This is a genomic window from Actinoplanes sp. TBRC 11911 (assembly GCF_012933445.1).
Classification (GTDB): Bacteria; Actinomycetota; Actinomycetes; order Mycobacteriales; family Micromonosporaceae; genus Actinoplanes.
In genome coordinates this window covers 44,331-70,299 of the sequence record NZ_JABBNC010000036.1, presented here as the reverse complement: position 1 = coordinate 70,299, position 25,969 = coordinate 44,331, and the positions used below count along the sequence as shown (strand labels likewise).

Genomic DNA, 25,969 nt, shown 5'->3' with positions numbered 1-25,969 from the left:
GATGCGCGCTCACCGTGATCAATGAATGACAGGGTGTAACGGCGGGCACGGGGGTGAATCCGCCACACGGGGGGCGGCTCCCGGCCCACGGGAGGTACCGCCATGCCTCGTCGCACCCTCTTCGCCGCCATGCCTCGTCGTCGCACCCTCTTCCTCGCCGCCACGGCCGCCGCCGCGCCACTGATCGCCGGGCTGCTCGCGGCACCGGCGGCCAGCGCGGCCGACATCCCCTCCACGTCCCGGGTCGTCACGGTGAAGCTCAAGGACGGCGGTGAGCGGGTCCGCGTCGAGCTGGCCGTCACCTGTCCGGCCGGCGCGACCGTGCTGACCACCGTCACGGTCACCGAGGCCAACGGCACCCGGATCGCCCAGGGCACCGCCAGCGGGGACGCCACGTGCACCGGCGACGAGCAGCAGATCATCCTGCGGCCCAAGGCGGAACGGGTGGGCGCGCTGTTCATCAAGGGCCAGGCCACGTCGCGCACGGTGCGCACCGTCTGCGACGGCGGCGGCTGCTCGGTGATCCCGTTCGACGAGACGATCCGCATCAAAGGCACGGTCTGACCCAGCGAAAGGCAATCCGCATGCGCCGCGTCGTTCCCGTACTGTCCATTGTGGTCGCCCTGGTCGCGGCGCAGGCCGCGCCGGCCACCGCCGCACCGGCGGCGACCATCCAGATCCTGACCACCACGCTCGTCGCCAAGGGCGCGGCCGTCGACGTCGCCTACGCGGTCGACTGCCCGGCCGGCTACTCCGGCACGACCGCGCTCGACGTCGCCCAGCCGCAGGCTCACGGCACCGCGACCGACGAGCTCACCTGCACCGGCACCGGCCTGCTCTACCTGCAGCGGGTGACCGCCGACGTCACCGGCGCGCCGTTCGAGCGCGGCAAGGCCACCCTCACGATGCGAGCGGTGGCCTGCAACGGCACCGACTGCTTCTCGACGCCGTTGCAAGCCACCGTGAAACTCGCGAAATAGCCCTACGGCTTGGCGATCTCGCGGATCGCCAGGGCCGCGTCCAGCACCGCGACGGTGGCCTGCCAGCCCTTGTCCTCGACCGAGTCCGCCAGGCCCGCGCGGTCGCGCGCCTGCCCGAGGCTCTGCACCGTCAGCACGCCGTGCCCGACCGGGGTCTCCTCGTCCAGGGAGACCCGGGTCAGCCCGGAGGTGACGGCGTCGTTCACGTACTTGAAGTGGTCGGTCTCGCCCTTGATCACGACGCCCAGCGCCACCACCGCGTCGCAGCGGCGGGACAGCGCCTGCGCGACGATCGGCAGTTCCACCGAGCCCGCCACCCGCGCGACCACGACCTCCTGTACGCCGCACGCCTCGGCCGCCGCCTTCGCCCGCTCGATCATGTGATCGACGAGCTCGTGGTGCCAGCGCGAGCCGACGATGCCGAGCCGTAGCCCGGCCGCGTCGACGGTCTCCAAATGCGGATCACCGAAGCCGGCCATGTGTCCCCCTTTTTTCCCATCTTCGCGCTCAAAAGGCGAAGAATCAGCCCAACGCCTCGAACAGGTGGCCCATCCGGTCCCGCTTGGTACGCAGGTAACGCACGTTCTCCGGGGTGGTGCGCACCGGCAGCGCCTCGCGGCCCAGAACGGTCAGACCGTAGCCTTCGAGCCCGGCCCTCTTCGCCGGGTTGTTGGTCAGCAGCCGCATCGAGCGCACGCCCAGGTCGTACAGGATCTGCGCGCCGGTGCCGTAGTCGCGGGCGTCGGCCGGCAGACCCAGCTCGAGGTTCGCGTCCACCGTGTCGAAGCCGCGGTCCTGCAGCTGGTACGCCTGCAGCTTGTGCAGCAGCCCGATGCCCCGGCCCTCGTGACCGCGCATGTAGAGCACGACGCCCCGGCCCTCCTGCGCCACCCGGTCCAGGGCCGCGTCGAGCTGCGGGCCGCAGTCGCAGCGCAGCGAGCCGAAGACGTCCCCGGTCAGGCACTCCGAGTGCACCCGGACCAGCACGTCCTCGCCGTCGCCGAGGTCGCCGTAGACCAGCGCCACGTGCTCGCCGTCGTCCACCGTCGCGCGGTACCCGACCGCGGCGAACTCGCCGTGCTCGGTGGGCAGCCGGGTCTCGACGACGCGCTCGATCTGCGTCTCCCGGTGCCGGCGGTAGGCCACCAGGTCGGCGATGCTGATCAGGGTGAGGTCGTGGTCGAGCGCGAACTTCTCCAGGTCGGCGCGGCGCTGCATGGTGCCGTCGTCGTTGACCATCTCGCAGAGCACACCGGCCGGTCGCAGCCCGGCCATCGTGGACAGGTCGATGGCGGCCTCGGTGTGGCCCGGCCGGCGCAGCACACCGCCGGCCTTCGCGCGCAGCGGCACCACGTGACCGGGGCGCGACAGGTCGCTCGACTTGGTGTCGGCGGCGGCCAGCAGCCGGATCGTGTGGGCCCGGTCGGTGGCCGAGATGCCGGTGGCGATGCCCTCGCGGGCGTCGACCGTCACGGCGTACGCGGTGCCCCGCCGGTCCTGGTTCGTGTGGTACATCGGCGGGAGGTCCAGCCGGTCGGCCTCCTCCGCGGTGAGCGGCACGCAGATGTAGCCCGACGTGTAGCGGACCATGAACGCGACCAGCTCCGGCGTGGCCTTCTCGGCCGCGAAGATCAGGTCGCCCTCGTTCTCGCGGTCCTCGTCGTCGACGACGATCACGGCCTTGCCGGCGGCGATGTCCTTGATCGCCTGCTCGATGTGCTCGAACATCAGCGTTCCCCCACCATCTTCTCGACGTACTTGGCGACGATGTCCACTTCGAGGTTCACCGGGTCGCCGACGTTCTTGGAGCCGAGCACCGTGGACTTCGAGGTGGTCGGGATCAGGCCGACGCTGAACGACTCGTCGTCGACCGCCATCACCGTCAGCGAGACGCCGTCGACCGTGATCGAACCCTTCTCCACCACGTAGCGGGCCAGCGCGGGCGGCAGCGAGAACCGCACGACCTCCCACTGCGCCGCCGGCTCCCGGCCGATGATCTCCGCGACCCCGTCCACGTGCCCCTGCACCAGGTGCCCGCCGAGGCGGCTGCCCAGGGCGGCCGCGCGCTCCAGATTCACCTGACTGCCCTCTTCGAGCGCGCCCAGCGACGAGCGGCGCAGCGTCTCGCCCATCACGTCCGCGGTGAAGACGCCGTCGACGTTGTCGATGACGGTCAGGCAGACGCCGTTGACCGAGATCGAGTCGCCGTGCCGGGCGTCCGAGGTGACGAGCGGGCCGCGCACGGCCAGCACCGCCGCATCATCGCCCGCCTCGTCGAGGCGGACGACCTCCCCCAGCTCTTCGATGATGCCGGTGAACATCAGCAGCAACCTCATTCCGTGTATGGGTGGTGGGCGGGGTGGTCGGATGGCTTCTGCCGCAAGAAAGCGGTGAAGCGCAGGTCGGGGCCGATCTGCGCGATGTCGGTGAGATCCAGCTCGATGGCGTCGCCGACGGTGCTAACACCGGCGTCGACCAAAGCGTTCCGTCCCGCGCCAAGCAACTTCGGCGCGACGTAGCCGATCACCTTGTCGACCAGGCCGGCCTCCAGGAAGGCGCCGGCCAGCGTCGGCCCGCCCTCCAGCAGCACGGATCGGATGCCCCTGCCGAACAGGGCCACGAGCAGGGCATTCAGGTCGACGCGGCGGTCCGGGCCGGCGCCGACCTCCTTCGCGGTGACGATCCAGGTGGGTGCGGCGGCGTCGCGCACGCGCGCTTTGGCCGGCGTACGCCCGTCCGAGTCGGCCACCACGCGCAACGGCTGCTTGATCGCGAGTGTCCCGTCCCGCAGGTCCCGAACGGTCAGCTGCGGGTCGTCGGCGATCACCGTGCCCACCCCGACGAGGATCGCGTCGACCGTGCTGCGCAGCGCGTGCACGTCGGTGCGGGCGATCGCCGAGGTCACCCACTGGCTGGTGCCGTCGGCGGCGGCCGAGCGCCCGTCCAGGGTCGCGGCGAACTTCCAGATCACGAACGGCCGGCCCCGGCGCACCGCGGTCAGCCAGGCGATGTTGCCCTCCTGCGCGTCCTGCCGGCGGACGCCCGTCTCGACCTGGACCCCGGCGGCGCGCAACGTGACCGATCCGCCGGAGGCCACCGGCGTCGGGTCGTCGACCGCGATCACCACGCGCCGCACCCCGGCGTTGATCAGCGCTTCGCTGCAGGGGCCGGTGCGGCCGGTGTGATTGCACGGTTCCAACGTGACCACTGCGGTGCCGCCGCGGGCCCGCTCGCCGGCCTGGGCGAGCGCGACGATCTCGGCGTGCGGTCCGCCCGCGTAGGCGTGGAACCCCTCGCCGGCCATGTCTCCCTCGGCGTCGAGCAGCACGCAGCCGACCACCGGGTTGGGACTGGTCGTGCCGAGGCCCCGGGCGGCCAGCGCGATCGCGCGGCGCATCGCCTCGTCCTCGGTCATCATCGGCGCATCCCTTCGCACACGTGTCGTACACACGCGGGCAGAAAGAAGGGAAATAACGCCGGGAATCGGACATCGGGATACGCGTCGCGCACCCCGATCGCGAAGACGCCTCGCGGCACCCTCTCGATTCCGACGCGCTGTCTCCCATCCGGACTGTCTGACCGGGCGTCACCGCCTGATCAACCGTCGGCCCTGGGGTCTCACCAGGTCCACCGTCCGTCGTATGGCTCGACGGCCGGGTCGCGGGCTTACCAGCACTTACGTGCCGGATCACCGCCGGTTCGGAATTTCACCGAGTCCCGCCAGCGCGTGGTGGGTCGCCTTTCAGTTTGGCACGCAGGCCGCGCTTTGCCACCCCCGGCGGGGTGTATCTCACAAGCCCGGGGGTTTGCCCAGCTCAATCACTATTCAGGGTCGTCCGCACTTCGACGGCGGTCGATCGCCACGTACGAGCCGGGCTGGGATTTGGCGACCTTCTTCATCTCCGAGGCCACCGCGATCACCATGCGCGGGTCGGTGAACCGGCGGCCCTCGACCGTCGCTTGCGCCACCCCGATCGACAGTGTCACCAGGGCGGCGCGGTTTTTGTTGCCGCGCCGGTCCGGGACCTCGATGTAGCCCCGGGCGGCGTCACCCTCGTCGTAGAGCCGGTCGGCCGCCTGCTCGAAGTCGGTCACACAGCGCTTGGTCAGCGGCAGGACCTGCTCGGGCGTACAGATGAAAACGAAGTCGTCGCCGCCGATGTGGCCCAGGAAGATCGACGGCCGGCCGATGGTCGTCACGGCCTTGTGCAGGCTGCGGGCCAGCGCGCCGATGAACTCGTCGCCGCGGTCGAACCCGTACACGTCGTTGACGCTCTTGAACCGGTCGATGTCGATGTAGCCCACCGAGTATTCGCCGCCCGCCTTCATCCGGTCGGAGATCTCGCGCCGGACCCGCGAGTTGCCGGGCAGACCGGTCAGCGGCGACGTCTCGCGGAACTCCTTGTTACGCCGCAGCGTCGAGGAGACCCGGGCGATCAGCTCCGCGGTGTCGAAGGGTTTGACCAGGTAGTCGTCGACGCCGGCGGTCAGGCCGACCACCTTGTCCACGGTCATGCTCTTGGCGGTCAGCATGATCACCGGGAGGGCGGAGGTGAGTGGCTCGGCACGCAGCCGGCGGGTCAGTTCGACGCCGTCCATGTTGGGCATCATCCAGTCGACCACGGCCAGGTCGGGCCGGTTGGTCTCCATCACCTCGAGAGCGTCCTCGCCGTCGCGGGCCCGGATCACGTCGTACCCGTGGACCTTGAGGTTGAACTCGACGAAGCTGGCGATGTCCTGGTCGTCGTCGACCACCAGGATCAGATCGGGCCGATCGTCGGGCTCGGACGGAAGCTCATCGGGCCGATGCCGGATCACCCCGGTGCTCATGCGACTCCTTCCCCTCGACTGCGCTGCCCGCCTGGAATCATGCGCTCTGCGGTGCCTCCGCTGCCAGACCCCGGAGCCGGCGGATCGCCTCGGCCGGATCCTGCGCACCATAGACGGCGGTGCCGGCCACGAAGGCGTCGGCACCCGCCGCGGCGGCCTGCTCGATCGTGTCGGCCGCGATCCCGCCGTCGACCTCGAGGCGGACCTCCAGGTCTTTGACCTTGATGCGGCGGCGGACGTCGCGCACCTTGCCGAGCATCTCGGGCAGGAAGCTCTGGCCGCCGAAACCGGCCTTGATGGTCATGATGAGCACCGTGTCCACGTAGGGCAGCAGCTCCAGATAGGGCTCGACGGGCGTGTCGCGGTCGATCGCCAGCCCCGCCTTCGCCCCGGCGGCGCGCAGCGTCTTCGCCAGGTGGACCGGGTCGTCGCAGGCCTCGGCGTGGAACGTCACGTTGTACGCCCCGGCCTCGGCGTAGCCCGGCGCCCACCGCTCCGGCTCGGTGATCATCAGATGCACGTCGAACGGGATGTCGGTCGCCGCGCGCAGACTCTTCACGACCGGCAGGCCGATCGTCAGATTCGGCACGAAATGGTTGTCCATGACATCCACGTGCACCCAGTCGGCCGCGCCCTCGATCGCGCGCACCTCGTCGGCGAGGTGGGCGAAGTCGGCGGCGAGGATGCTCGGAGCGATGATCGGCGCTGGTCTCACGCGCAAAAGTCTAGGCCGAACGCTCCCGGCCTCCGCGCACCCTGTGGATAACCGCCCGGTACAGTGACCGCGCTTGATCCACGGGGAGGCAGCGAGTGATGCGACGACGGGCGGCCGCCTTAGGGCTGGGCCTCATCCTGCTGCTGACCGGCTGCGCGCGCGGCGACATCACCCAGGGGTGGGGTCCGATGCCCGCGGCCAAGCAGTTCCGGCCCGTCGCGGGCGCCTGCCACGCCATCCTGGACGACACCGCCGAGCAGGCCCTGGCCGACGAGTACAAGCCGGTCCCCTGCGCCGGGCCGCACAAGGCGGAAACGGCGGCCGTGCTCGACCTCACCGCGGCCGAGGTGTCCTCGGCGACGCCCTGGATCAACTCGGCCTACACCGAGTGCACGAAAAAGGTCAACGCGTGGCTGGGCGGCGATTGGCGCACCGGCTGGGTCGTCATCCACCCCCTGATGCCGAGCTCGGAGGCCCAGGCCGGGGGCGCCCGGTGGATCCGCTGCGACGTCGGCGAGATGTCGCCGATCGACCGCGTCGCCGTCGAGCGCAAGGGCAGCATGAAGGGCACCCTCAAGCCCGGCGGCAAGCTGCTGATGACCTGCGCGAACACGACGATCGGCAGCGACGACGGCCTGGACGAGCATCCGGTGCCCTGCGCGAGCAAGCACGACACCGAGTTCGCCGGTCTTTACGTGTCGCCGAAGAAGGAATACTCCGACTTCAGCCGCGCCGAGATGGACAAGGGCTGCTCGCCCGTCCTGGCCCGGTTCGCCGGCGTCCCGAACAACCGTGACCTGGAGTACCGGGTGGGCTGGGTGGCCTTCCAGCCGAACGAGCACACCTGGAACCTCGGCGATCACGCGATGCGGTGCTTCCTGTGGTTCGCACCCCGCAAGGTCACCGGTTCCTACCGCAAGGCAGGAACCGGCAAACTCGCCATCCAGTACGCCGACTAGGCGGTCCGGCGCAGCACCGCCAGGAACATCGCGTCGGTGCCGTGCCGGTGCGGCCACAGCTGCACCGTCGGGCCCTGGCCGAGACCGGGCATGCCCGGCGGCAGCAGCGGGCGGGCGTCCACGAAGTCGACCTCGACGCCGCCGCGGCGGGCGCCCTCGGTCACCGTCACCTGCGTCTCGACCATGTGCGGGGAGCAGGTCACGTACGCCACGAGACCGCCCGGCCGGACCGCCCGCAACGCCGCCACCAGGAGTTCCCGCTGCAGCTTGGTGAGCGGCGGCAGGTCGTCCGGCGAGCGGCGCCAGCGCGACTCCGGACGGCGGCGCAGCGACCCGAGGCCGGTGCACGGCGCGTCCACCAAAACCCGGTCGAACGACTCCTCCGGCAGGTCGGGGTCGCGGCCCACCGAGCGCCCGTCCATCGGCAGCACCGTCACCGGCATGCCCTCGGTGGCGCGTTCCACCAGGCGGGCCCGGTGCTCGGACACCTCCACCGCGGTCACCTCGGCGCCGCGGGCACTGGCGATCGAGCCGATCAGCCCGGTCTTGCCGCCCGGTCCGGCGCACAGGTCGAGCCAGCGGGTGTCGCGGCCCTCGATCGGCGCGGCCAGCAGCGCGGCCGCCACCAGCTGCGAGCCCTCGTCCTGGACGTGCGCGCGGCCGTCCCCGATCGCGGCGAGCTCCCGGGGCGATCCACCGTTGAGATAGACCGCGTACGGGGAAAAGGCCCCTGGTGTGCCGCCCACCTCATCGGCCAGCTCGACCGCGTCGGCGCGTCCCGGCCGGGCGCACAGGTGCACGACCGGCGGCTGATTGTCTTCGATGAGCAGGCGTTCCGTCTCGGCCAGGTCGCCGCCGAGCGCCTCGGCGAACGCCCGCACGATCCACTTCGGGTGGTTGTGGTGCACCGACAGGTTGCCGACCGGGTCCTCGGCGTACGGCGGGGCGAGCCGCTCCAGCCAGGCCTCCAGCGGCGTCTCGGCGATCGTGCGCATCACCGCGTTGGCGAAGCCGGACGCGCCGGGCGCCACCGACCGCACCAGGTCGACCGTCTGGTTGACCGCGGCGTGCGCCGGCACCCGGGTGTGCAGCAGTTGGTACGCCCCCAGGCGCAGGGCGTCGCGGGCCGGCGGGTCGATCCGGGCGACCTCACGCCCGGCCGCGGCCGCGATGATCAGGTCGAGGGTGCCGAGCGCGCGCAGGGTGCCGTAGGTGAGCTCGGTCGCGAACGCCGCGTCCCGCCCGGCCAGGCCCATATTTCGCAGAATTTCCGGCAACACCAGGTTCGCGTACGCGTCGTCCCGGTGCACCGCCGCAACCACCTCGTAAGCGGCCTGCCGTGCCGGGTCGGACGGCGGGCGACCGGCCCGCGGCGCCCGTCCGGAGCGGGTGTCCCGTTCGTACCCGGGCCCCCCGGACCGCCGGGGCCGGCCCGAACCGTGCGGCCGATCGGCTTTGTGCGAGCTCATCCGGGGTTCTCCCCCGGCCGGATCCTGCGATGTCATACGGGCGTCTCCCCCGGCTGGATCCTGCGAAGTCATACGAGCGTCTCCCCCGGCTGGATGCGCAGCCCCCGGGCCCAGTCGGTGGCCGGCATCGCCTTCTTTCCGGCGGCGCGCACCTCACCCAGCACGACCGGGGTGGTGGCCGTGCCGGCGAGCACCTGAGCCCGCTCCACCAGCAACTCACCCGGCGCCAGCCGCGGACCGTTCGCCACCGGCCGGACCGGGCCCAGCTTGAGCCGGTCGTCGCGTAGCGTCGTCCACGCACCCGGCGCGGGCGTGCAGGCCCGGATCCGCCGGTCCACCGCGAACGCCGGGTCGCCCCAGCGCACGCGCGCGTCCTCGACGGTCAGCTTGGGCGCCGTCGTGACGCCGTCGGCGGGCTGCGGGTGCGCCCGCGCGCTGCCGTCGGCGATCGCGTCGAGCACCGCCACGAGCAGGCCGGCCCCCTCGGTGGCAAGCCGTTCGAGCAGGTCACCGGACGTGTCGGCGGGCCGGATGTCCTCGGTCAGCGTCCCGTACACCGGGCCGGTGTCGAGCCCGGCCTCCAGCTCGAAGACGCTGGCCCCGGTCACCTCGTCGCCGTGCAGGACGGCGTGCTGCACCGGCGCCGCACCGCGCCAGGCGGGCAGCAGCGAGAAGTGCAGATTCACCCATCCGTGTCGCGGGATCTCCAGGGCGGTCGGCGGGACCAGCGCCCCGTACGCCACCACGGGCACACAATCGGGCGCGAGCTGCCGCAGCCGCTCCTGGAACTCCGGCTCGCGCGGCCGCTGCGGGGTGAGCACCTCGACGCCGTGCTCGTCGGCCCAGGCCCCGGCGGGCGAGCGCACCAGATGACGACCACGCCCGGCCGGCGCGTCCGGACGGGTGACCACGGCCACCAGCTCGTGCCCGGACGCGGCGATCGCGTCCAGGCTGGGAACGGCGACGGCCGGCGTACCGGCGAAGACGAGCCGCAAGCCGGTCACCGCCCGATCCCGAAGATGCTGTGCGGGCTCTGCTTGACGGTCGGCGGTTTGGCCGCGTCATACCATTCGGCGGCGCGGATCTGCTTCATCGCTTCCTTACGGGCCGCGGCGTCCAGCCGGTCCAGGAACAGGACGCCGTCCAGGTGATCGGTCTCGTGCTGCACGCAGCGCGCCATCAGCCCGGTGCCGACCACCTGCAGCGGGTCGCCGAACTCGTTGAAGCCGGCCGCGACCACGTGCTGCCGGCGCTTGGTGTCGATGTAGACCCCCGGGATGGACAGGCAGCCCTCGGGGCCGTCCTGCTCCTCGTCGTCCGGGAACGACAGCACCGGGTTGATGATGTGCCCCACGACGTCGTCCACGTCGAAGGCGAAAAGCCGTAAGCCGACGCCGAGCTGCGGCGCCGCGAGACCCGCACCGCCCTCGTCCTGCATGGTCTCGACCAGGTCCCGTACGAGGTTGCGGAGTTCTTTGTCGAAATCGACAACAGGATCGGCCGGGGTCCGGAGCACCGGATCGCCGAAGAGACGGATGGGCTGGACGGTCACGCGGGCAGACTCCTGGGTCGATGGGTTCGGCATGTCCAGTCTACGGAGCCCCGTGCAGGTCGACGATCAGCGTGTCCCAGCCGCGCAGGTTCATCCGATCGCGGCGTCGCGGGCGTCCCACCAGGGCCATCGCCGGGAAGGCACGCAGCAACGCCGGCAGCGCGACCTGCGCCTCCAGCCGGGCCAGCGGGGCGCCCAGGCAGTAGTGCTCGCCGGCGCCGAAACTGAGCGGCGCGTTCCGCGGCCGGTCCGGGTCGAAGGCGGACGGGTTCGCGAACCGGGCCGGGTCGCGGTTCGCGGCGCCGAGCAACAGCGTGAGCTCGTCGTGCCGGGCCACGGTGATGCCGCCGACCCGGGCCGGCTGCTCGAAGAACCGAACCGTCGCCTGCACCGGGGAATCAACCCGCAAAATCTCTTCCACGTACGCCGGTGCCCGTCCCGGATCGTCGCGCAGCGCGGTGGCGTACCCGGGATGGTCGAGCAGCAGCACGACGCCGTTGGCCAGCAGGTTGGTGGTCGTCTCGAAGCCCGCGACCAGCAGCAGCGCGAGGTTGCCGAGCAGTTCCCGGGCGGTCAGGGTGTCGCCGTCGGCTTCGTGCGCCTCGGCGAGCGCGGTCACCAGGTCGCCCGCCGGATTTTTCCGCCTGACGTCCACTAAATGCTGAAAATAGTCCTCCAGCTCCTCCGCGGCCGCGTCGGCCTTGACCTGGTCCGCCATGGTCCAGCGCACCTCGAGCACCGCGGTGAGGTCGGTGGCCAGCCGCCGGAACATGCCGCGGTCCCCCTCCGGCACCCCCAGCAGCGCGGTGATCACCGCGATCGGCAACGGGTACGCCAGGTGCGTCATCAGATCAACGGCATTCCCGATCCCGTACGCCGGGAGCCCGTCAATGATCTCGGCAACCTGCCCGGTGATCGTGTCCTGGAGGCCGGCCACCCGCCGCGCGGTGAAGACGCCGGACGCGAGCCGCCGCATGCGGGTGTGGTGCGGCGGATCGGACCGCAGCATCGAGTCGTCGAACAGCGCGACGGCCCGCCCGAAGTCACCCTCGATCGGCAGCCGGGTGCGGGCCTGGGGGTCGCGCAGGACGCCGGCGACGGCCTCGTAGCCGCAGACGAAGAAGAGGCCCGGCCCGCCCGCGACGATCGGCCCGTGGGCGTGCAGGGCGGCATAGGCGGGCGCCGGGTCGCGGCTCATCCGGGGCGTAAGCAGGAATTCAACAGCTTGAATAGCATCCACGACTCCAGCATGGCCGATCCCGTCCGGAGCGCGCCGCCCCGCCAGCGCGTCTGTGGAACTGTCGGACCCGCCGGGCACAATGCACGGCATGACGACGACGAAGAGCACGCGCACCCCGCGGGAGCCGGCCACCCGGCTGCCCGTGGCGCGGGTCAGCGTCGACGTGCCGCTGCCGCATCTCGACCGCCCCTTCGACTATTTGGTGTCCACCGCCGACGACGCGATCGCCCGGCCCGGCGTGCGGGTGAAGGTGCGGTTCGCCGGCCAGCTGGTGAGCGGCTTCCTGCTGGAACGCGCCGAGTCCTCCCCGCACGACGGCAAGCTGGCCTTCCTCGACAAGGTGGTCTCGCCGGAGCAGGTGCTCGACCCGGAGATCGCCCGGCTGGCCCGCGCGATGGCCGACCGCTACGCCGGCAACCTGTGCGACGTGCTCCGCCTGGCCGTCCCACCCCGGCACGCCCGCGTCGAGGCGGAGGCCCCCAAGCAGCCCGCCGCCCCGGATCTCGACACCCGCGCGGCTGCGGCCCCCGACCCGCTCGCGCCCACCGACCCGCACACCACCGCGGCCACCGCCCACGACCAGCTCAGCCCCGCGGGCCCCGAGACCGGGGCAGCCACCACCCGCAACACCATCGCGTCCACAGACCTGGCCACCGCCCACACGCGCACCACCACAGAGCCCCACACCCACGCAGCCACCACCCCCTCCACAGCCCCGCACACGGCTGCGGTCGACGGCCGCGGCCAGTTCACCGCCACAGACCCCGACACCCCCACAACCCCCGACACGCCTGCGGCCACCGACCCGCACACCCCAGCGACCACCGCCCCCGACCAGCCCAGCGCCACGGGCCCCGAGACCGCGGCAGCCACCAGCCGCGACACGTTCCCCTCCACAGACCCGCACACGCTCGCGGTCGCCGCCCCCGACACGCCCCCGCCCACCGATTCCCACACCCCCGCAGCCACCACCCCCGGCACGCCCGCGCCCACAGACCCGCGGACGCCCGCGGTCGGCACCCCCGACCAGCTCCACGCCCCCGCAGCCACCACCCGCGACACGCCCGCGCCCACAGACCCGCGGACGCCCGCGGTCGGCACCCCCGACCAGCTCCACGCCCCCGCAGCCACCACCCGCGACGCGCTCGCGACCACAGACCCGCGGACGCCCGCGGTCGGCACCCCCGACCAGCTCCACGCCCCCGCAGCCACCACCCGCGACACGCCCGCGCCGACAGACCTGGCCGCCGCCGCGCACACGCACACCGCCACGGACCGCCGCACCCGCGGGGCCACCACCCGCGAAGCACTCGCGTCAACTGACCTGCACACGCCTGCGGTCGACGGCCGCGACCAGCTCACTGCCCCGGATCCCGCCAGGCCCGCAGTCGTCGCCAACTCGCTCACCGCGAGAGACGCACACGCCCCCGTGCCCGGCGAACACCCGACCGCGGCGGCCCCCGGGTCCGAAGTGGACTCTGAGGCGTCGCTGGATTTCTCCGGGTGGGCGCGCTACCGCTCGGGCGGGGCCTACCTGCGTGCGCTGTCCGAGGGGCGGCCCGCGCGGGCTGTCTGGGCCGCGCTGCCGGGTGAGGAGTGGGCGACGCGGATCGCCGAGGCGGCCGCCGCGACCGTGCGGGCCGGGCGGGGCGTGGTCATCGTGGTCGCGGACGCTCGTGACCTGGACCGCGTCGACCGCGCGCTGGCCGCCGTGCTCGGGCCGGGGCAGCATGTCGCGCTCAACGCGGCTCTCGGGCCCGCCGAGCGGTATCGGCGTTTCCTCGCCGCCAGCCGGCATCGCGTGCCCGTGGTGGCCGGGACCCGTGCCGCCATGTGGGCGCCCGTCGCCAAGCTCGGCCTCGTGGTCATCTGGGACGACGGCGACGACCTGCACGGCGAGCCGCGGTCACCGTATCCGCACGCCCGCGAGGTCCTGCTGACACGGGCCCAGCTGGCCGACGCGGCGGCGCTCGTTGCGGGGTATGCGCGTACCGGGGAAGGCCAGCTCTTGCTGGAAACCGGCTGGGCCAAGGAGATCGCCGCCGCCCGGGACGTCCTGCGCGCTCGGATGCCCGCCATCGCCCCGACCGGCGACGACCCGCAGCTCGCCCGCGACCCCGGCGCCGCGACCGCCCGGCTGCCCAGCCTGGCGTGGCAGACCGCGCGGCAGGCGCTACAGGCCGGGGCGCCGGTGCTGGTCCAGGTGCCGCGGCGGGGCTATCTGCCGTCGGTGGCGTGCGCCGAGTGCCGGACGCCCGCCCGATGCCCGCATTGCTCGGGACCGCTAGGGCTGGCCGGGGCGCGGGCCGTGCCGACCTGCCACTGGTGTGGCCGCGCGGCCGCCGACTACGCGTGCCCCGCCTGCGGAAACCGGCGTCTGCGGGCGTCGGTGACGGGGGCGAGGCGTACGGCGGAGGAATTGGGTCGTGCTTTCCCGGGCGCTACCGTGCGCACGTCCGGCCGCGACGAGATCCTGGAGACCGTGCCGGACGAGGCCGCCGTCGTGGTCGCCACGCCGGGCGCCGAGCCGGTCGCGATCGGCGGCTACGGCGCGGTGCTGCTGCTGGACACGTGGGCGCTGCTGACCCGCGCCGACCTGCGCGCCGCCGAGGAGACGATGCGCCGCTGGCTGAACGCGGCCGCCCTGGCCCGGCCCTCGCGCGAGGGTGGCCGGGTGGTGGTGGTCGCCGACGGTGGCCTGGCCTCGGTGCAGGCGCTGCTGCGGTGGGATCCGGGCTGGTTCGCGGCTCGGGAACTGGCCGAACGGCGCGAGCTGGGCTTCCCCCCGGCGGCCCGCTTCGCCTCCGTCACCGGCACGACGGCCGCGGTGTCGGAGCTGCTGGACGCCGCGCGGCTGCCCGCCGACGCCGAGTTGCTCGGCCCGGTCCCGGCCCAGGACGACCAGGAGCGCATGTTGATCCGCGTCCCCCGGTCCCGCGCGGCAGCGATGGCGCACGCTTTACACGAGGCCTCCGCCGTACGCAGCGCCCGAAAGTCAACAGCCGCAGCCCGCGTCGAGGTAGACCCCACAGCCCTGTTCTAACCACCAGCCGCGACCAACGAGCCCCGCGCGCACACGGTCAGCCTCGGCGTTGGCGTGGTCGCGCCGGCTTGTCGGCGATGATCTCCGCTGCCGCTGCCGCTGCCGCTGCCGCTGCCACTGCCGCTGCCGCCGCCACCGCCATTGCCGCAGCCGCCGCAGCCGCCGCGGCCGCCGTCGCCACCACCACTGCCACCGCCGGCACTGCCGCCACCGCCGCCGTCGCCACCACCACTGCCACCGCCGGCACTGCCGCCACCGCCGCCGTCGCCACCACCACTGCCACCGCCGGCACTGCCGCCACTGCCGCCGTCGCCACCGCCACTGCCACCGCCGGCACTGCCGCCACTGCCGCCGTCGCCACCACCACTGCCACCGCCGGCACTGCCGCCACTGCCGCCGTCGCCACCACCACTGCCACTGCCGCTGCCGCCACTGCCGCTGCCGCCACTGCCGCCGGTGCTGCCGCTACCCTGCTGCCGCCGTCGTCGTCGGCGGTCCACGTGCGTGGACCGGGTAGGCGAGGTGCGTGCGGCTGCGTGGTTGGGGCCTGTTCGCCGGTCGACGCGACCACGCGGTGGCCGATTAAATCGCCATAAAGCGCATTTATTCCGGCGCGAGCGCGCCGACCAGCCAGCATGCGCGCTTGCGATCGGCCGTCCCGCGCGAGTGCGTCGATCAGCCTGCATGCGCGCTCGGCCGGCTGGACCGGCGGCCGGCTCGCGATCCTTGACCTAGGCCGGTTCCGATCGAGGCGGCGCAGACTCCGGCGGCGACGGTCTCACCATTCGGTCGGAGATAGCCGCATCGTGGACGACCGTCCGAAAGGGACAGTGGCTTCGCCCAGTTTTGCGGCCTTTGGGGACGTCGCTGGCCGCCTGATTTCGAGACCTTGGAGAGTTACGCCCACATACGAGCCATAACTCTCCAAGGTCTCCAAAATCGGGCTGCGGGCGACTGAAAGCGCCGCCCCGAATGCTGTCAAATGCCACGAAAGGTTGCGCATCACGCCACGGAAGCGAGTTCAAAGCCCTCAACGGGCGTCCCGGCCGTGATTGCCCGCAAAAGCGCCGCCCGCACGAAGCGCAGGCCGAAAACGCGCCCCGGAAACCGATCGCCCTCGCGAAAACGCGCCCCGGAAACCGGTCGGCTCCGCGAAACGCGCCCCGGAAACCAGTCGCCCCCCGAAAACGCGCCCCGGAAACCGGTCGCCCCCCGAAAACGCGCCCCGGAAACCAGTCGCCCCCGGGACGTCGTCGACGTTCCGGGGGCGTACGGGGAAATTCTCAGGCGGCGGCGTTCTTCAGGTCCTGTGCGCGGTCCGTGTTCTCCCAGAGCAGCTCGGGGATCTCGCGGCCGAAGTGGCCGTACGCGGCGGTCTGCTGGTAGATCGGGCGCAGCAGGTCGAGGTCGCGGATGATCGCGGCGGGGCGGAGGTCGAACACCTCGTTGATCGCCCGCTCGATGCGCTCCACCGGCACGTTCTCGGTGCCGAAGGTCTCCACGAACAGCGACACCGGCTTGGCCTTGCCGATCGCGTACGCGACCTGGGTCTCGCACCGCTCGGCCAGGCCGGCGGCCACCACGTTCTTCGCCACCCAGCGCATCGCGTACGCGGCGGAACGGTCCACCTTCGACGGGTCCTTGCCGGAGAACGCGCCGCCGCCGTGCCGGGCGTACCCGCCGTACGTGTCCACGATGATCTTGCGGCCGGTCAGACCGGCGTCGCCCATCGGGCCGCCGATCTCGAAGCGGCCGGTCGGGTTCACCAGCAGGCGGTAGTCGTCGGTGTCCAGGCCGAGGCCCTCGAGCTCGGGCGCGATCACGTGCTCGCGGATGTCCGGCGTCAGCAGCGACTCGAGCGAGATGTCGGCCGCGTGCTGCGACGAGACGACGACGGTGTCGAGGCGTACCGGGCGAAGGCCGTCGTATTCGATGGTGACCTGGGTCTTGCCGTCGGGGCGAAGGTACGGGATGGTGCCGTCCTTGCGGGCCGCCGACAGCCGGCGGGCCAGCCGGTGCGCCAGCGCGATCGGCAGCGGCATCAGCTCGGGGGTCTCCGAGCAGGCGAAGCCGAACATCATGCCCTGGTCGCCCGCGCCCTGCGAGTCCAGCACGTGCTCCGAGTCGCCGGTGCGCAGCTCGATGGCGCTGTCCACGCCCTGCGCGATGTCCGGCGACTGCGAGCCGATCGACACGCTCACGCCACAGGAGGCGCCGTCGAAGCCCTTCTTCGACGAGTCGTACCCGATGTTGAGAATCGTCTCGCGCACGATCGACGGAATGTCGGCATACGCCTGGGTGGTGACCTCGCCCGCCACGTGCACCTGGCCGGTCGTGATCAGCGTCTCCACCGCGACGCGGCTGCGCGGGTCCTGCCGCAGCAGAGCGTCGAGAATCCCATCGCTGATCTGGTCAGCGATCTTGTCCGGGTGGCCTTCCGTGACCGACTCGGAGGTGAACAGGCGGCGTGCCACGGTGCTCCTCAGGTTTGTCGAAAACAAATTAACGCGAGAGTGTAGCCACCGCGCCGGACCCCGTTCGCACGGGTGCTACGCCTTCTCACCGTCACCCACCTGCCGTTCCAGCATGGCGGCGACGCGATCCAAAATCATATCTGCCACATCGTCTTTGGGGAGTTCGGCGAAGCTCTCCGTGCTCCCGTCGGCCCCGAGCAGCGTGACCTCATTCTGATCGGCACCGAAGACACGGTCCACCCCGACCTCGTTGATGACGATCAGGTCGGCACGTTTCCTGGTCAACTTAGCTCGCGCGTTCTCCAGGGCGTCATGCGTCTCGGCGGCAAATGCGACAAGAATTTGCCCCGTACGCTTCGACGCGCCCACTTCCGCCGCGATGTCCGGGTTCGTGGTGAGAAGCAGTGGCTCGGGCGTACCGTCCGCGGTTTTCTTGATCTTCTGGGTGGCGACCGTGGCCGGGCGGAAATCGGCGGGCGCGGCGGCCATCACGACCGCGTCCGCGTCCTCGGCCGCCTTGAGCACCGCCGCGCGCAACTCCTCGGTAGTACCCACCCGGGTGATTTCGATGCCGGCCGGGTCGTCGAGCGCGACGTTCGCCGCGACCAGCGTGACCCGGGCTCCCCGCGCGGCGGCCGCCTTGGCGATCGCGTACCCCTGCTTGCCGGACGACCGATTCCCGAGGAAACGCACCGGATCGAGCGGTTCGCGCGTCCCGCCGGCCGACACCACCACGTGCCGTCCGGCGAGATCAGATTCCCGGCCCCTGCGGAGTACGCGCCGAGCCAGCTCGAAGATCGCCGACGGCTCGGGAAGGCGCCCCTTGCCGGTGTCCTTGCCGGTCAGACGCCCGACGGCGGGCTCGATGACGATCGCACCGCGGTCTCGGAGAGTCGCGACGTTGGCGCGGGTGGCCGGGTTCTCCCACATCTCCGTGTGCATCGCCGGGGCGTACACGATCGGGCAGGTAGCCGTCAGCAGCGTGTTGGTCAGCAGGTCGTCGGCGATGCCGTGGGCGGCCTTGGCCAACATGTCGGCGGTGGCCGGGGCGACCACGACGAGCTCGGCGGAGCGCCCGATCCGGACGTGCGGGACCTCGTACGCGTCGTCCCACACCTCGGTGGCGACGGGCTTGCCGGACAGCGCCTCCCAGGTGGGCGCCCCGACGAACTTCAGCGCCGAGGCGGTCGGCACGACGCGGACGCTGTGCCCCGACTCGGTGAAGAGGCGGAGAAGCTCGGCCGCCTTGTACGCGGCGATCCCCCCGCAGACCCCCAGGACGACTTCAGTCATGAACCGATGATCCCCCGACCCACCCCGTCACCACGGCCCGCCCTCCCAGGGGGAGCCCCCGCTCGGCATTGTGGCGGAATTTGGCTTGATCATGCGGCGTGCCTGTGGACAACCCGCCGCTGTGGAAAACGCCTCGGCGCGGCCGACACGCGAAGTGCCCCCGGCCCGCGTGTTCCGCGAGCAGGGGGCACTCAAGCACTTCGCGTCTTACGGCTGGTCGGTGGCCTCGGCGGTGAGCAGGCCCGCGTTGATCTCGCGCATCGCGATCGAGAGCGGCTTCTCCTGCGGAGTGGTCTCGACCAGGGGTCCCACATATTCCAGGAGGCCCTCACCGAGCTGGCTGTAGTACGCGTTGACCTGGCGCGCGCGCTTGGCCGCGAAGATCACCAGCGAGTACTTCGACGACGTCTTGTCGAGCAGCTCGTCGATCGGCGGGTTGGTGATGCCTTCCGGATTCGCGATGGTTCCCACTTTTGGAAAGTCCTTAATGATCACTAATGATCTTTGGAATGTGCGGGCGTCAGAAACGATGAACCGAGCAATCCTACCAGCTCATCCGCTGCACGCTCGACGAAGTCGTTGATGACCGTGCGGTCGAACTCTTTCTCGGCTGCCAGTTCCTGGTCGGCGTGGGCGAGGCGGCGACGGATCGTCTCCTCGTCGTCGGTACCCCGGCCGATCAGCCGCCGCTTGAGCTCCTCGACACTCGGCGGGGCCAGGAACACCAGCTGAGCGTCGGGCATCGCGGCCCGGACCTGGCGGGCGCCCTGCAAGTCGATCTTCAGTAGGACCGGGCGGCCCTGACTGATCCAGCCCTCGACCTGGGCTCTCGGCGTGCCGTACAGGTTGCCGGCGAATTCCGCCCATTCGAGTAGCTGACCGCCATCGATCAGCCGTTGGAATTCCTGACGGGTGACGAAGTGGTAATGCTCGCCATCCGTCTCGTAGTCGCGCTTCTTTCGCGTCGTCACCGACACCGACAGCTTGATCCAAGGCGAGCGCGCCCGGATCAGCTCGATCACACTGTCCTTCCCGACCCCGGAGGGACCGGACAGAACCGTGAGGCGGGCTGCCGGGCGCGCGTCGTCATCCATGCTCACAAGCTCAATTCAACACGAGCCCGTGAGTCAGTTCGCAGCGAACTCCCCCAGGAGGGCCTTTCGCTGCTGCTCGCCGAGGCCGCGCAGCCGGCGGCTGTCCGCGATCCTCAGCTTCTCCATGATCTGGGTCGCGCGGATCTTGCCAATGCCCGGCATTGCCTGGAGCACGGCAAGAACCTTCAGCTTCCCGACGACCTCGTCTTCCTCCGCGCGGTCAAGCACGGCGGCGAGGGTGGTTTTGCCGGACTTGAGCTGTTCCTTGAGCTCAGCCCGAGCCTTGCGAACTTCCGCGGCCTTCTCCAGCGCAGCTGCGCGCTGTTCAGGGCTTAGTGACGGGAGCGGCACCAGTTCTCCTCAGGTCCCTATCGCGGCGGTAGTCCAATACCGGCGCTTCTGTGAAACGTGGTGTGCCAGGGAACCAAAGGGGCATGTGGTTCCCGGCGCCGGGAAAACTAGCGGTCAACGGCGGTTTCGGCAACGTGGGGGTACCCCCGCTTCGGGTCACCCGCTGCCTGCTAAGCAGGCGGTTTCACCCGAGAGCGGCGCGGCAATCATCGACGGCGCGCACTGCGGCGGCCCTCAGGGCGGACACGCTTGGTCCCGCTGTCAAAACTTCCCGTGAGTACGACGGGAGCACGTTGCGCAGGTTTTCACCGAAGACCGCGCGCAGGTCGGAGGGGGTCGCACCCTGCGCTCCGAGGCCCGGTGCGAGCAGTGGCCCGTTCACTTCGGACAGGTCGTGACCGGTCTTCCCGATCGTCGCGCCGACCACCAGACCGAGGCTCCCCATTGGCTCAAAACCCCGGTTTACCTGGGAAATCTCGTCGATTACGAGCTGCGCGACGGTACGCCCGTCCGCAGTGACCGCGTGCTGGACGGCGCGTCCCTCCGGATTGGACGTGAGCGCCAGGACGAAAACGCCGGCGCCATTCGCGGTCGCCAAATCGATTGCAGGCTGCAACGACCCGACTCCGAGGTAAGGACTGACAGTAATCGCATCGGCACGAAGCGTGCTCTGCGAATCGAGGTAAGCGCTTGCGTACGCGGACATGGTCGAACCGATATCGCCTCGCTTCACATCCAGAAGGACGAGCGCGCCGGCTTCCCTAGACTGTCGGATAGTTGACTCAAGAATTCCGATGCCCTGTGACCCGAATCTCTCAAAAAAAGCCGATTGAGGCTTCACTACGGCCACCCGATCGGCCAGGGCTTCGACGACCGTAAAGGCGAAGCGTTCCAGGCCGGCGATGTCGTCGGTAAGGCCCCAACGGGTCAGCAGCGCCCCGTGCGGATCGATGCCGACACACAGCGGCCCCCTTTTGTCCATCGCGTCCCGAAGCCGTTGGCCAAAGCTCTCCATGCCTGCCCATTCCTCTCCCGTGTCGGTTTCCTGCCACCGCCACCGAGCCCGTCGCGGTATTGCATTCCACCCGTAACACTCGGTTGACCGTCTAAAAAGTCCGCTTTCGATCACCCGTACGCGGTAATCCAGCCCACCCCGCCGCGCGTGTCAGCCATCACCCGTGATACCCACCACGCCGCCCCGGCTCCTCCTACACCCCGCCCAGCCACACGACCGAGGTGTGGGCACCCGCAACGCCCACGACGACGCCGCTCCCCACACGCCACCCGCCGCCCCGAAGGTGTGGGCACCCGCAACGCCCACAGCGACGAAACTCCCCACACCGCACCCAGCCAGCCCACGGTGTGGGCACCCGCAACGCCCACAGCGACGAAACTCCCCACACCGCACCCAGCCAGATCAAGGCGTGGGGACGCCGGACGCCCACGAGGACGCCGCTCCCCACACCCGGTCGGCCGCCGGGAAGCCGCGTGCTGGCGGGGTTGCCATCGGCGCACGGTGGGCGGGGCGGGTCATCGCGGGGCGGAGCGGGCGGCGGCGCGGACCAGGGCCGGGCCGTGGTAGATGAAGCCGCTGTAGAGCTGGATCAAGCTGGCGCCGGCGTCGAACAGGCGGGATGCGTCGTCGGCGCACATCACGCCGCCCACGCCGATGATCGGGAGTCGGCCGGCCGTCTCGGTGTGCACGAAGTGGATCACCTTGCGGGCCTTCTCGGTCAGCGGGCGACCCGAGAGACCACCCGCCTCGGTCGCCCGCGGCTGATCGGCCGGGGCCAGGCCGTCGCGGGCCAGGGTGGTGTTCGTGGCGATCACGCCGGCCGCACCCTCGGCCAGGCACACCTCGAGCAGTTCGGCGATCGCCGGCTCGGCAAGATCGGGTGCGATCTTCACGAGGATCGGCGTCTCCCCCCGCAACGTCCGGAGCAAATCCGAAATAGACGATTTGTCCTGCAGGCTGCGCAGGCCGGGCGTATTGGGCGACGAGACGTTGACGGCGATGTAGTCGGCGTGCGGCGCGAGCAACCGGTAGGACGTCAGATAGTCGTCGACGGCAGCCTCCAGCGGCGTCACCTTCGACTTGCCCAGCGAGATGCCCAGCGGCACACCGACCGGACCCGACGCCCGCAGCCGGGCGGCCAGCGCGGCCGCCCCGGCGTTGTTGAAGCCCATCCGGTTGATGATCGCCTCGCTGCCGCGCAGCCGGAACACGCGCGGCTTCTCGTTGCCGGGTTGCGCCTTCGCGGTCACCGTGCCCACCTCGACGAACCCGAAGCCGAGCGAGGGCCACGCGGGCAGCGCCACGCCGTTCTTGTCCATCCCGGCCGCGAGCCCCACCCGGTTCGGGAACCGCACCCCGAAGACCTCGACCGGCGCGTCGGTCGCATACCGCGCCCGGAGCACGGCCCGAGCCGGCGCCCCGAGCTTGCTCAGCCGCCGGAGCGTGAACTCGTGCGCCGTCTCCGCGTCCCCCTTACCGATGCGAAACAGCACGGGCCGCACGGTGCGCTCGAACGCGCTCACGCCAGCACCCCGCCCCCGGGACGAACGCTCAGTTCGCCCCGGCCGGCCGGCGCCCGACCGGCGCTACAAGCGGTCATTCAGTGCCCCGCAGGGCCGCGTGCAGCTCCTGCAGCGGGCGCACGGTCATGTCGCCCCGCATCAGCGCCTCGATGCCCATCACCGCGGCCGCCGCGCCCTGCGTCGTCGTGATGCTGGGGATGTCCACGGTCACCGCGGCGCTGCGGATCTCGTACCCGTCGGAGCGGGCGCTCGCGCCGGAACCCTGCGGCGTGTTGATGATCATCGCGATCTCGCCGGCCAGGATGAGCTCCACCGCGTTCTTGCCGGGGCTCTCGTAGTGCTTCGGCACGATCTCGCAGTCGATCCCGTGCCGGCGCAGCACCTCGCCGGTGCCGGCCGTGGTCACGATCGTGAAGCCGAGGTCGGCGAGCCGCTTGATCGGGAAGATCATGGACCGCTTGTCGCGATTGGCCACCGAGACGAAGATCTTCCCGCCGGTGGGCAGTGAACCGTACGCGGCGGTCTGCGACTTCGCGAACGCCTGACCGAAGCCGGTGTCGATGCCCATCACCTCGCCGGTCGACTTCATCTCGGGGCCGAGCAGGCTGTCCACGCCCTTGCCGGCCGGCGTGCGGAACCGCTTGAACGGCAGCACCGCCTCCTTGATCGCGATCGGCGCGGCGGGCGGCGTGGAACCGCCGTCGCTGTCGGCGAGCAGCAGGCCCTCCGCGCGCAGGGAAGCCACCGAGGCCCCCAGCATGATCCGGGCGGCCGCCTTGGCCAGCGGCACCGCTGTCGCCTTCGACACGAACGGCACGGTCCGCGACGCGCGCGGGTTCGCCTCCAGCACGTACAGCGTGTCGTCCTTCAGCGCGTACTGGACGTTCAGCAGTCCTCGCACGCCGACGCCGCGCGCGATGGCCTCGGTGTACCGGCGTACCTCGGCAAGATGGGAGCCCGCGAGGGTGACCGGCGGCAGCGAGCAGGAGGAATCGCCGGAGTGGATGCCCGCCTCCTCGATGTGCTCCATGACGCCGCCGATGTAGACCTCGCCGTCGGCGTCGCAGAGCGCGTCCACGTCGATCTCGATGGCGTCGTCCAGGAAGCGGTCGACGAGCACCGGGTGGTCCGGCGAGATCGCGGTGGCGCGGGAGATGTAGTCGGCCAGCGTCGGCTCGTCGTAGACGATCTCCATGCCGCGGCCGCCGAGCACGTACGACGGGCGGACCAGCACCGGGTAGCCGATCTCGTCGGCGATCGCCTTGGCCTCCTCGAAGCTGGTCGCGGTGCCGTGGTCGGGCGAGTTCAGGCCGGCCTTGGCGAGCACCGCGCCGAACAGGCCGCGGTCCTCGGCCAGGTCGATCGACTCGGGTGAGGTGCCGACGATCGGGATGCCCGCGTCCTTGAGCCGCTGCGCCAGGCCGAGCGGGGTCTGGCCGCCGAGCTGCACGATCACGCCGACCACGCCAGGGCCGCCGGCCGCCTTGCCGGAGGTGTCCTCGGCGTGGAAGACCTCGAGCACGTCCTCGAAGGTGAGCGGTTCGAAGTAGAGCCGGTCGGCGGTGTCGTAGTCGGTCGACACGGTCTCCGGGTTGCAGTTGACCATGACGGTCTCATAGCCAGAGCTGCCAAGGCCGGCTTCGCCGGCAAAACCCGAGTCAGGAGCGGCGCGCAGGGCCATGACCGCGTGCACGCACGAGTAGTCGAACTCGATGCCCTGGCCGATCCGGTTCGGGCCGGACCCCAGGATGATCACCTTGGGCCGGTCGGACGGCTCGACCTCGGTCTCCTCGTCGTAGGACGAGTAGTGGTACGGGGTGTTCGCCTCGAACTCCGCCGCGCACGTGTCCACGGTCTTGTAGATCGGCCGGACGCCCAGCCGGTGCCGCAGCGTCCGCACGCCGTCCTCGCCGGCCAGTTCCGGGCGCAGGGCGGCGAGCTGCTTGTCGGAGAGCCCGGCCCGCTTGGCCCGCCGCAGCAGCTCCTCGTCGAGCACCGCGGCGTCCGAAATGTCCGAACGCAGGTCGACCAGCGCCTTGATCTCGTCGAGGAACCACGGATCGATACCGCCGCTCGCCTCGTGCACCTGCGCAACGGTCGCGCCCAGACGAAGCGCCCGCTCGACGGTGTAGAGCCGGCCATCATGTGGCGTGCGCAAAGCGGACAAAACCTCGTCCAACGAAGAAGTCGGGTCGGCTGTCGTCCAGAAACCCGCCGCCGTCGTCTCCAACGACCGCATCGCCTTGTTCAAGGCCTCGGCGAAGTTCCGGCCCAGGCTCATCGCCTCGCCGACCGACTTCATCGTGGTGGTGAGCTCCTGGTCGGCGGCCGGGAACTTCTCGAACGCGAACCGCGGGATCTTCACCACCACGTAGTCGAGGGCCGGCTCGAACGCGGCCGGCGTCCGCAGCGTGATGTCGTTCGGGATCTCGTCGAGCGTGTAGCCGATGGCGAGCTTCGCGGCGATCTTCGCGATCGGGAAGCCGGTCGCCTTCGACGCCAGCGCCGACGAGCGGGACACCCGCGGGTTCATCTCGATCACGACCAGGCGCCCGTCGTCCGGGTTGACCGCGAACTGGATGTTGCAGCCGCCGGTGTCGACGCCGACCTCGCGCAGCACCGCGATGCCCAGGTCGCGCAGGTCCTGGTATTCGCGGTCGGTCAGCGTCATCGCGGGCGCGACGGTCACGCTGTCGCCGGTGTGCACGCCCATCGGGTCGATGTTCTCGATCGAGCAGACGACCACGACGTTGTCGTGCTTGTCGCGCATCAGCTCGAGCTCGTACTCCTTCCAGCCGAGCACGCTCTCCTCGATCAGCACCTCGTGCACCGGGGACGCGGCGAGGCCGTCACCCGCGATGCGCTCGAGATCCTCGGACGAATGCGCCATGCCCGAGCCGAGGCCACCCATCGTGAACGAGGGCCGGATGACCACCGGCAGGCCCAGGTCGGCGACGGTCTCGCGCACCTCGTCCATCGAGTGGCACACCCGGGAGCGGGGGGTGTCGCCGCCCGCCCGGGCCACGATCTCCTTGAACAGCTGCCGGTCCTCGCCGCGGCGGATCGCGTCGATGTTCGCGCCGATCAGCTCGACGCCGTACTTTTCCAGGACGCCGTTCTCGTGCAGCGCGACCGCCGTGTTCAGCGCGGTCTGCCCGCCCAGCGTGGCCAGGATCGCGTCCGGGCGTTCCTTGGCGATGACCAGCTCGACGAACTCCGGGGTGATCGGCTCGACGTACGTGGCGTCGGCGAACTCCGGGTCCGTCATGATCGTCGCCGGGTTGGAGTTGACCAGCGAGACGCGGATCCCCTCGGCGCGCAGCACCCGGCACGCCTGGGTGCCGGAGTAGTCGAATTCGCAGGCCTGGCCGATGACGATCGGGCCGGAGCCGATCACCATGACGTGCTTCAGATCGGAGCGCTTCGGCATG

23 protein-coding genes and 1 riboswitch are annotated in these 25,969 nt (G+C 71.0%); of the genes, 4 read left to right on the top strand and 19 right to left on the bottom strand.

Going from position 1 to position 25,969, the window contains the following annotated elements; translation table 11 throughout:
• Positions 1-102: 102 nt before the first annotated feature.
• Both HH310_RS34795 and HH310_RS34790 read left to right on the top strand, forming a co-directional pair.
• Positions 103-564 carry a hypothetical protein gene (locus tag HH310_RS34795; RefSeq protein WP_169179981.1) on the top strand — a complete coding sequence of 154 codons (462 nt, stop codon included), beginning with the start codon at positions 103-105 and terminating at the stop codon, positions 562-564.
• A 20-nt stretch (positions 565-584) separates the two neighbouring features.
• The gene (locus HH310_RS34790; protein WP_169179980.1) at positions 585-980 is read left to right on the top strand and encodes a hypothetical protein; all 396 of its coding nucleotides are present in this window, start codon (positions 585-587) and stop codon (positions 978-980) included.
• Positions 981-982: 2 nt separating this feature from the next.
• On the opposite strand, the gene ribH is transcribed toward HH310_RS34790, so the two are convergent.
• The 6 genes from ribH to rpe form a co-directional block, all read right to left on the bottom strand.
• A complete protein-coding gene (gene ribH, locus HH310_RS34785; protein ID WP_169179979.1) occupies positions 983-1,459 on the bottom strand; it encodes a 6,7-dimethyl-8-ribityllumazine synthase in 477 nt (158 codons plus the stop codon).
• Between the two features lie 43 nt (positions 1,460-1,502).
• On the bottom strand, positions 1,503-2,708 hold the full coding sequence (locus HH310_RS34780) for a bifunctional 3,4-dihydroxy-2-butanone-4-phosphate synthase/GTP cyclohydrolase II (RefSeq protein ID WP_169179978.1): 1,206 nt from the start codon (positions 2,706-2,708) through the stop codon (positions 1,503-1,505).
• Entirely contained in the window at positions 2,708-3,301 is a 594-nt protein-coding gene (locus HH310_RS34775; protein ID WP_169180015.1) for a riboflavin synthase, read from the bottom strand. Before HH310_RS34775 ends, HH310_RS34780 begins: the two co-directional genes overlap by 1 nt.
• Before the next feature lie 11 nt (positions 3,302-3,312).
• The gene (ribD, locus tag HH310_RS34770; RefSeq protein WP_169179977.1) at positions 3,313-4,398 is read right to left on the bottom strand and encodes a bifunctional diaminohydroxyphosphoribosylaminopyrimidine deaminase/5-amino-6-(5-phosphoribosylamino)uracil reductase RibD; all 1,086 of its coding nucleotides are present in this window, start codon (positions 4,396-4,398) and stop codon (positions 3,313-3,315) included.
• A gap of 132 nt (positions 4,399-4,530) precedes the next feature.
• Positions 4,531-4,709: riboswitch (FMN riboswitch) on the bottom strand.
• Between the two features lie 93 nt (positions 4,710-4,802).
• On the bottom strand, positions 4,803-5,810 hold the full coding sequence (locus HH310_RS34765) for a response regulator (RefSeq protein ID WP_169179976.1): 1,008 nt from the start codon (positions 5,808-5,810) through the stop codon (positions 4,803-4,805).
• Positions 5,811-5,847: 37 nt separating this feature from the next.
• Positions 5,848-6,525 (bottom strand): ribulose-phosphate 3-epimerase, encoded by a 678-nt coding sequence (gene rpe, locus HH310_RS34760; protein ID WP_169179975.1) that lies wholly within the window; start codon positions 6,523-6,525, stop codon positions 5,848-5,850.
• 98 nt (positions 6,526-6,623) lie between these two features.
• On the opposite strand from rpe, the gene HH310_RS34755 reads away from it, so the two are divergent.
• A complete protein-coding gene (locus HH310_RS34755; RefSeq protein WP_248294727.1) occupies positions 6,624-7,484 on the top strand; it encodes a septum formation family protein in 861 nt (286 codons plus the stop codon).
• Here the strand turns inward: HH310_RS34755 and HH310_RS34750 are convergent.
• The 4 genes from HH310_RS34750 to HH310_RS34735 all read right to left on the bottom strand — a co-directional run bounded on the left by HH310_RS34750 (position 7,481) and on the right by HH310_RS34735 (position 11,745).
• On the bottom strand, positions 7,481-8,953 hold the full coding sequence (locus HH310_RS34750) for an RsmB/NOP family class I SAM-dependent RNA methyltransferase (protein ID WP_169179973.1): 1,473 nt from the start codon (positions 8,951-8,953) through the stop codon (positions 7,481-7,483). The genes HH310_RS34755 and HH310_RS34750 overlap by 4 nt on opposite strands.
• Positions 8,954-9,021: 68 nt before the next feature.
• Entirely contained in the window at positions 9,022-9,948 is a 927-nt protein-coding gene (gene fmt / locus HH310_RS34745; protein ID WP_169180014.1) for a methionyl-tRNA formyltransferase, read from the bottom strand.
• 5 nt (positions 9,949-9,953) lie between these two features.
• Positions 9,954-10,505 carry a peptide deformylase gene (def, locus tag HH310_RS34740; protein ID WP_169179972.1) on the bottom strand — a complete coding sequence of 184 codons (552 nt, stop codon included), beginning with the start codon at positions 10,503-10,505 and terminating at the stop codon, positions 9,954-9,956.
• A 40-nt stretch (positions 10,506-10,545) separates the two neighbouring features.
• Positions 10,546-11,745 carry a cytochrome P450 gene (locus HH310_RS34735; RefSeq protein WP_169179971.1) on the bottom strand — a complete coding sequence of 400 codons (1,200 nt, stop codon included), beginning with the start codon at positions 11,743-11,745 and terminating at the stop codon, positions 10,546-10,548.
• An 88-nt stretch (positions 11,746-11,833) separates the two neighbouring features.
• Here HH310_RS34735 and HH310_RS44425 point away from each other — a divergent pair, with 88 nt between their 5' ends.
• Positions 11,834-14,788: a hypothetical protein gene (locus HH310_RS44425; protein WP_248294719.1), complete on the top strand. Its 2,955-nt coding sequence runs from the start codon at positions 11,834-11,836 to the stop codon at positions 14,786-14,788.
• Between the two features lie 37 nt (positions 14,789-14,825).
• Here the strand turns inward: HH310_RS44425 and HH310_RS34720 are convergent, their stop codons facing one another.
• The 9 genes from HH310_RS34720 to carB all read right to left on the bottom strand — a co-directional run bounded on the left by HH310_RS34720 (position 14,826) and on the right by carB (position 25,968).
• A complete protein-coding gene (locus HH310_RS34720) occupies positions 14,826-15,206 on the bottom strand; it encodes a hypothetical protein (RefSeq protein ID WP_169179970.1) in 381 nt (126 codons plus the stop codon).
• Between the two features lie 865 nt (positions 15,207-16,071).
• Positions 16,072-17,262 (bottom strand): methionine adenosyltransferase, encoded by a 1,191-nt coding sequence (gene metK, locus HH310_RS34715; RefSeq protein WP_169179969.1) that lies wholly within the window; start codon positions 17,260-17,262, stop codon positions 16,072-16,074.
• 75 nt (positions 17,263-17,337) lie between these two features.
• Entirely contained in the window at positions 17,338-18,555 is a 1,218-nt protein-coding gene (coaBC, locus tag HH310_RS34710) for a bifunctional phosphopantothenoylcysteine decarboxylase/phosphopantothenate--cysteine ligase CoaBC (RefSeq protein WP_169179968.1), read from the bottom strand.
• Positions 18,556-18,762: 207 nt separating this feature from the next.
• Complete coding sequence (gene rpoZ, locus HH310_RS34705; RefSeq protein ID WP_071807772.1) at positions 18,763-19,026, bottom strand: DNA-directed RNA polymerase subunit omega; 264 nt, start codon at positions 19,024-19,026, stop codon at positions 18,763-18,765.
• A 23-nt stretch (positions 19,027-19,049) separates the two neighbouring features.
• A complete protein-coding gene (gene gmk, locus HH310_RS34700; RefSeq protein WP_169179967.1) occupies positions 19,050-19,649 on the bottom strand; it encodes a guanylate kinase in 600 nt (199 codons plus the stop codon).
• 33 nt (positions 19,650-19,682) lie between these two features.
• Complete coding sequence (mihF, locus tag HH310_RS34695) at positions 19,683-20,000, bottom strand: integration host factor, actinobacterial type (protein ID WP_169179966.1); 318 nt, start codon at positions 19,998-20,000, stop codon at positions 19,683-19,685.
• A 184-nt stretch (positions 20,001-20,184) separates the two neighbouring features.
• The gene (gene pyrF / locus HH310_RS34690) at positions 20,185-21,015 is read right to left on the bottom strand and encodes an orotidine-5'-phosphate decarboxylase (RefSeq protein ID WP_169179965.1); all 831 of its coding nucleotides are present in this window, start codon (positions 21,013-21,015) and stop codon (positions 20,185-20,187) included.
• A gap of 515 nt (positions 21,016-21,530) precedes the next feature.
• Positions 21,531-22,538, bottom strand: coding sequence for a quinone-dependent dihydroorotate dehydrogenase (locus HH310_RS34685; protein ID WP_169179964.1), 1,008 nt, complete (start codon positions 22,536-22,538; stop codon positions 21,531-21,533).
• Positions 22,539-22,611: 73 nt separating this feature from the next.
• The gene (gene carB / locus HH310_RS34680) at positions 22,612-25,968 is read right to left on the bottom strand and encodes a carbamoyl-phosphate synthase large subunit (protein ID WP_169179963.1); all 3,357 of its coding nucleotides are present in this window, start codon (positions 25,966-25,968) and stop codon (positions 22,612-22,614) included.
• Between the last annotated feature and the right edge of the window lies 1 nt (position 25,969).

Coding starts and splice junctions, on each gene's coding strand:
- gmk (WP_169179967.1), bottom strand. CDS start 19,649: ATGGATGACGACGCGCGCCCGGCAGCCCGCCTCACGGTTCTGTCCGGT.
- pyrF (WP_169179965.1), bottom strand. CDS start 21,015: ATGGAGAGCTTTGGCCAACGGCTTCGGGACGCGATGGACAAAAGGGGG.
- HH310_RS34755 (WP_248294727.1), top strand. CDS start 6,624: ATGCGACGACGGGCGGCCGCCTTAGGGCTGGGCCTCATCCTGCTGCTG.
- HH310_RS34775 (WP_169180015.1), bottom strand. CDS start 3,301: ATGTTCACCGGCATCATCGAAGAGCTGGGGGAGGTCGTCCGCCTCGAC.
- coaBC (WP_169179968.1), bottom strand. CDS start 18,555: ATGACTGAAGTCGTCCTGGGGGTCTGCGGGGGGATCGCCGCGTACAAG.
- HH310_RS34795 (WP_169179981.1), top strand. CDS start 103: ATGCCTCGTCGCACCCTCTTCGCCGCCATGCCTCGTCGTCGCACCCTC.
- ribD (WP_169179977.1), bottom strand. CDS start 4,398: ATGATGACCGAGGACGAGGCGATGCGCCGCGCGATCGCGCTGGCCGCC.
- carB (WP_169179963.1), bottom strand. CDS start 25,968: ATGCCGAAGCGCTCCGATCTGAAGCACGTCATGGTGATCGGCTCCGGC.
- HH310_RS34790 (WP_169179980.1), top strand. CDS start 585: ATGCGCCGCGTCGTTCCCGTACTGTCCATTGTGGTCGCCCTGGTCGCG.
- HH310_RS44425 (WP_248294719.1), top strand. CDS start 11,834: ATGACGACGACGAAGAGCACGCGCACCCCGCGGGAGCCGGCCACCCGG.
- ribH (WP_169179979.1), bottom strand. CDS start 1,459: ATGGCCGGCTTCGGTGATCCGCATTTGGAGACCGTCGACGCGGCCGGG.
- HH310_RS34765 (WP_169179976.1), bottom strand. CDS start 5,810: ATGAGCACCGGGGTGATCCGGCATCGGCCCGATGAGCTTCCGTCCGAG.
- HH310_RS34780 (WP_169179978.1), bottom strand. CDS start 2,708: ATGTTCGAGCACATCGAGCAGGCGATCAAGGACATCGCCGCCGGCAAG.
- HH310_RS34750 (WP_169179973.1), bottom strand. CDS start 8,953: ATGAGCTCGCACAAAGCCGATCGGCCGCACGGTTCGGGCCGGCCCCGG.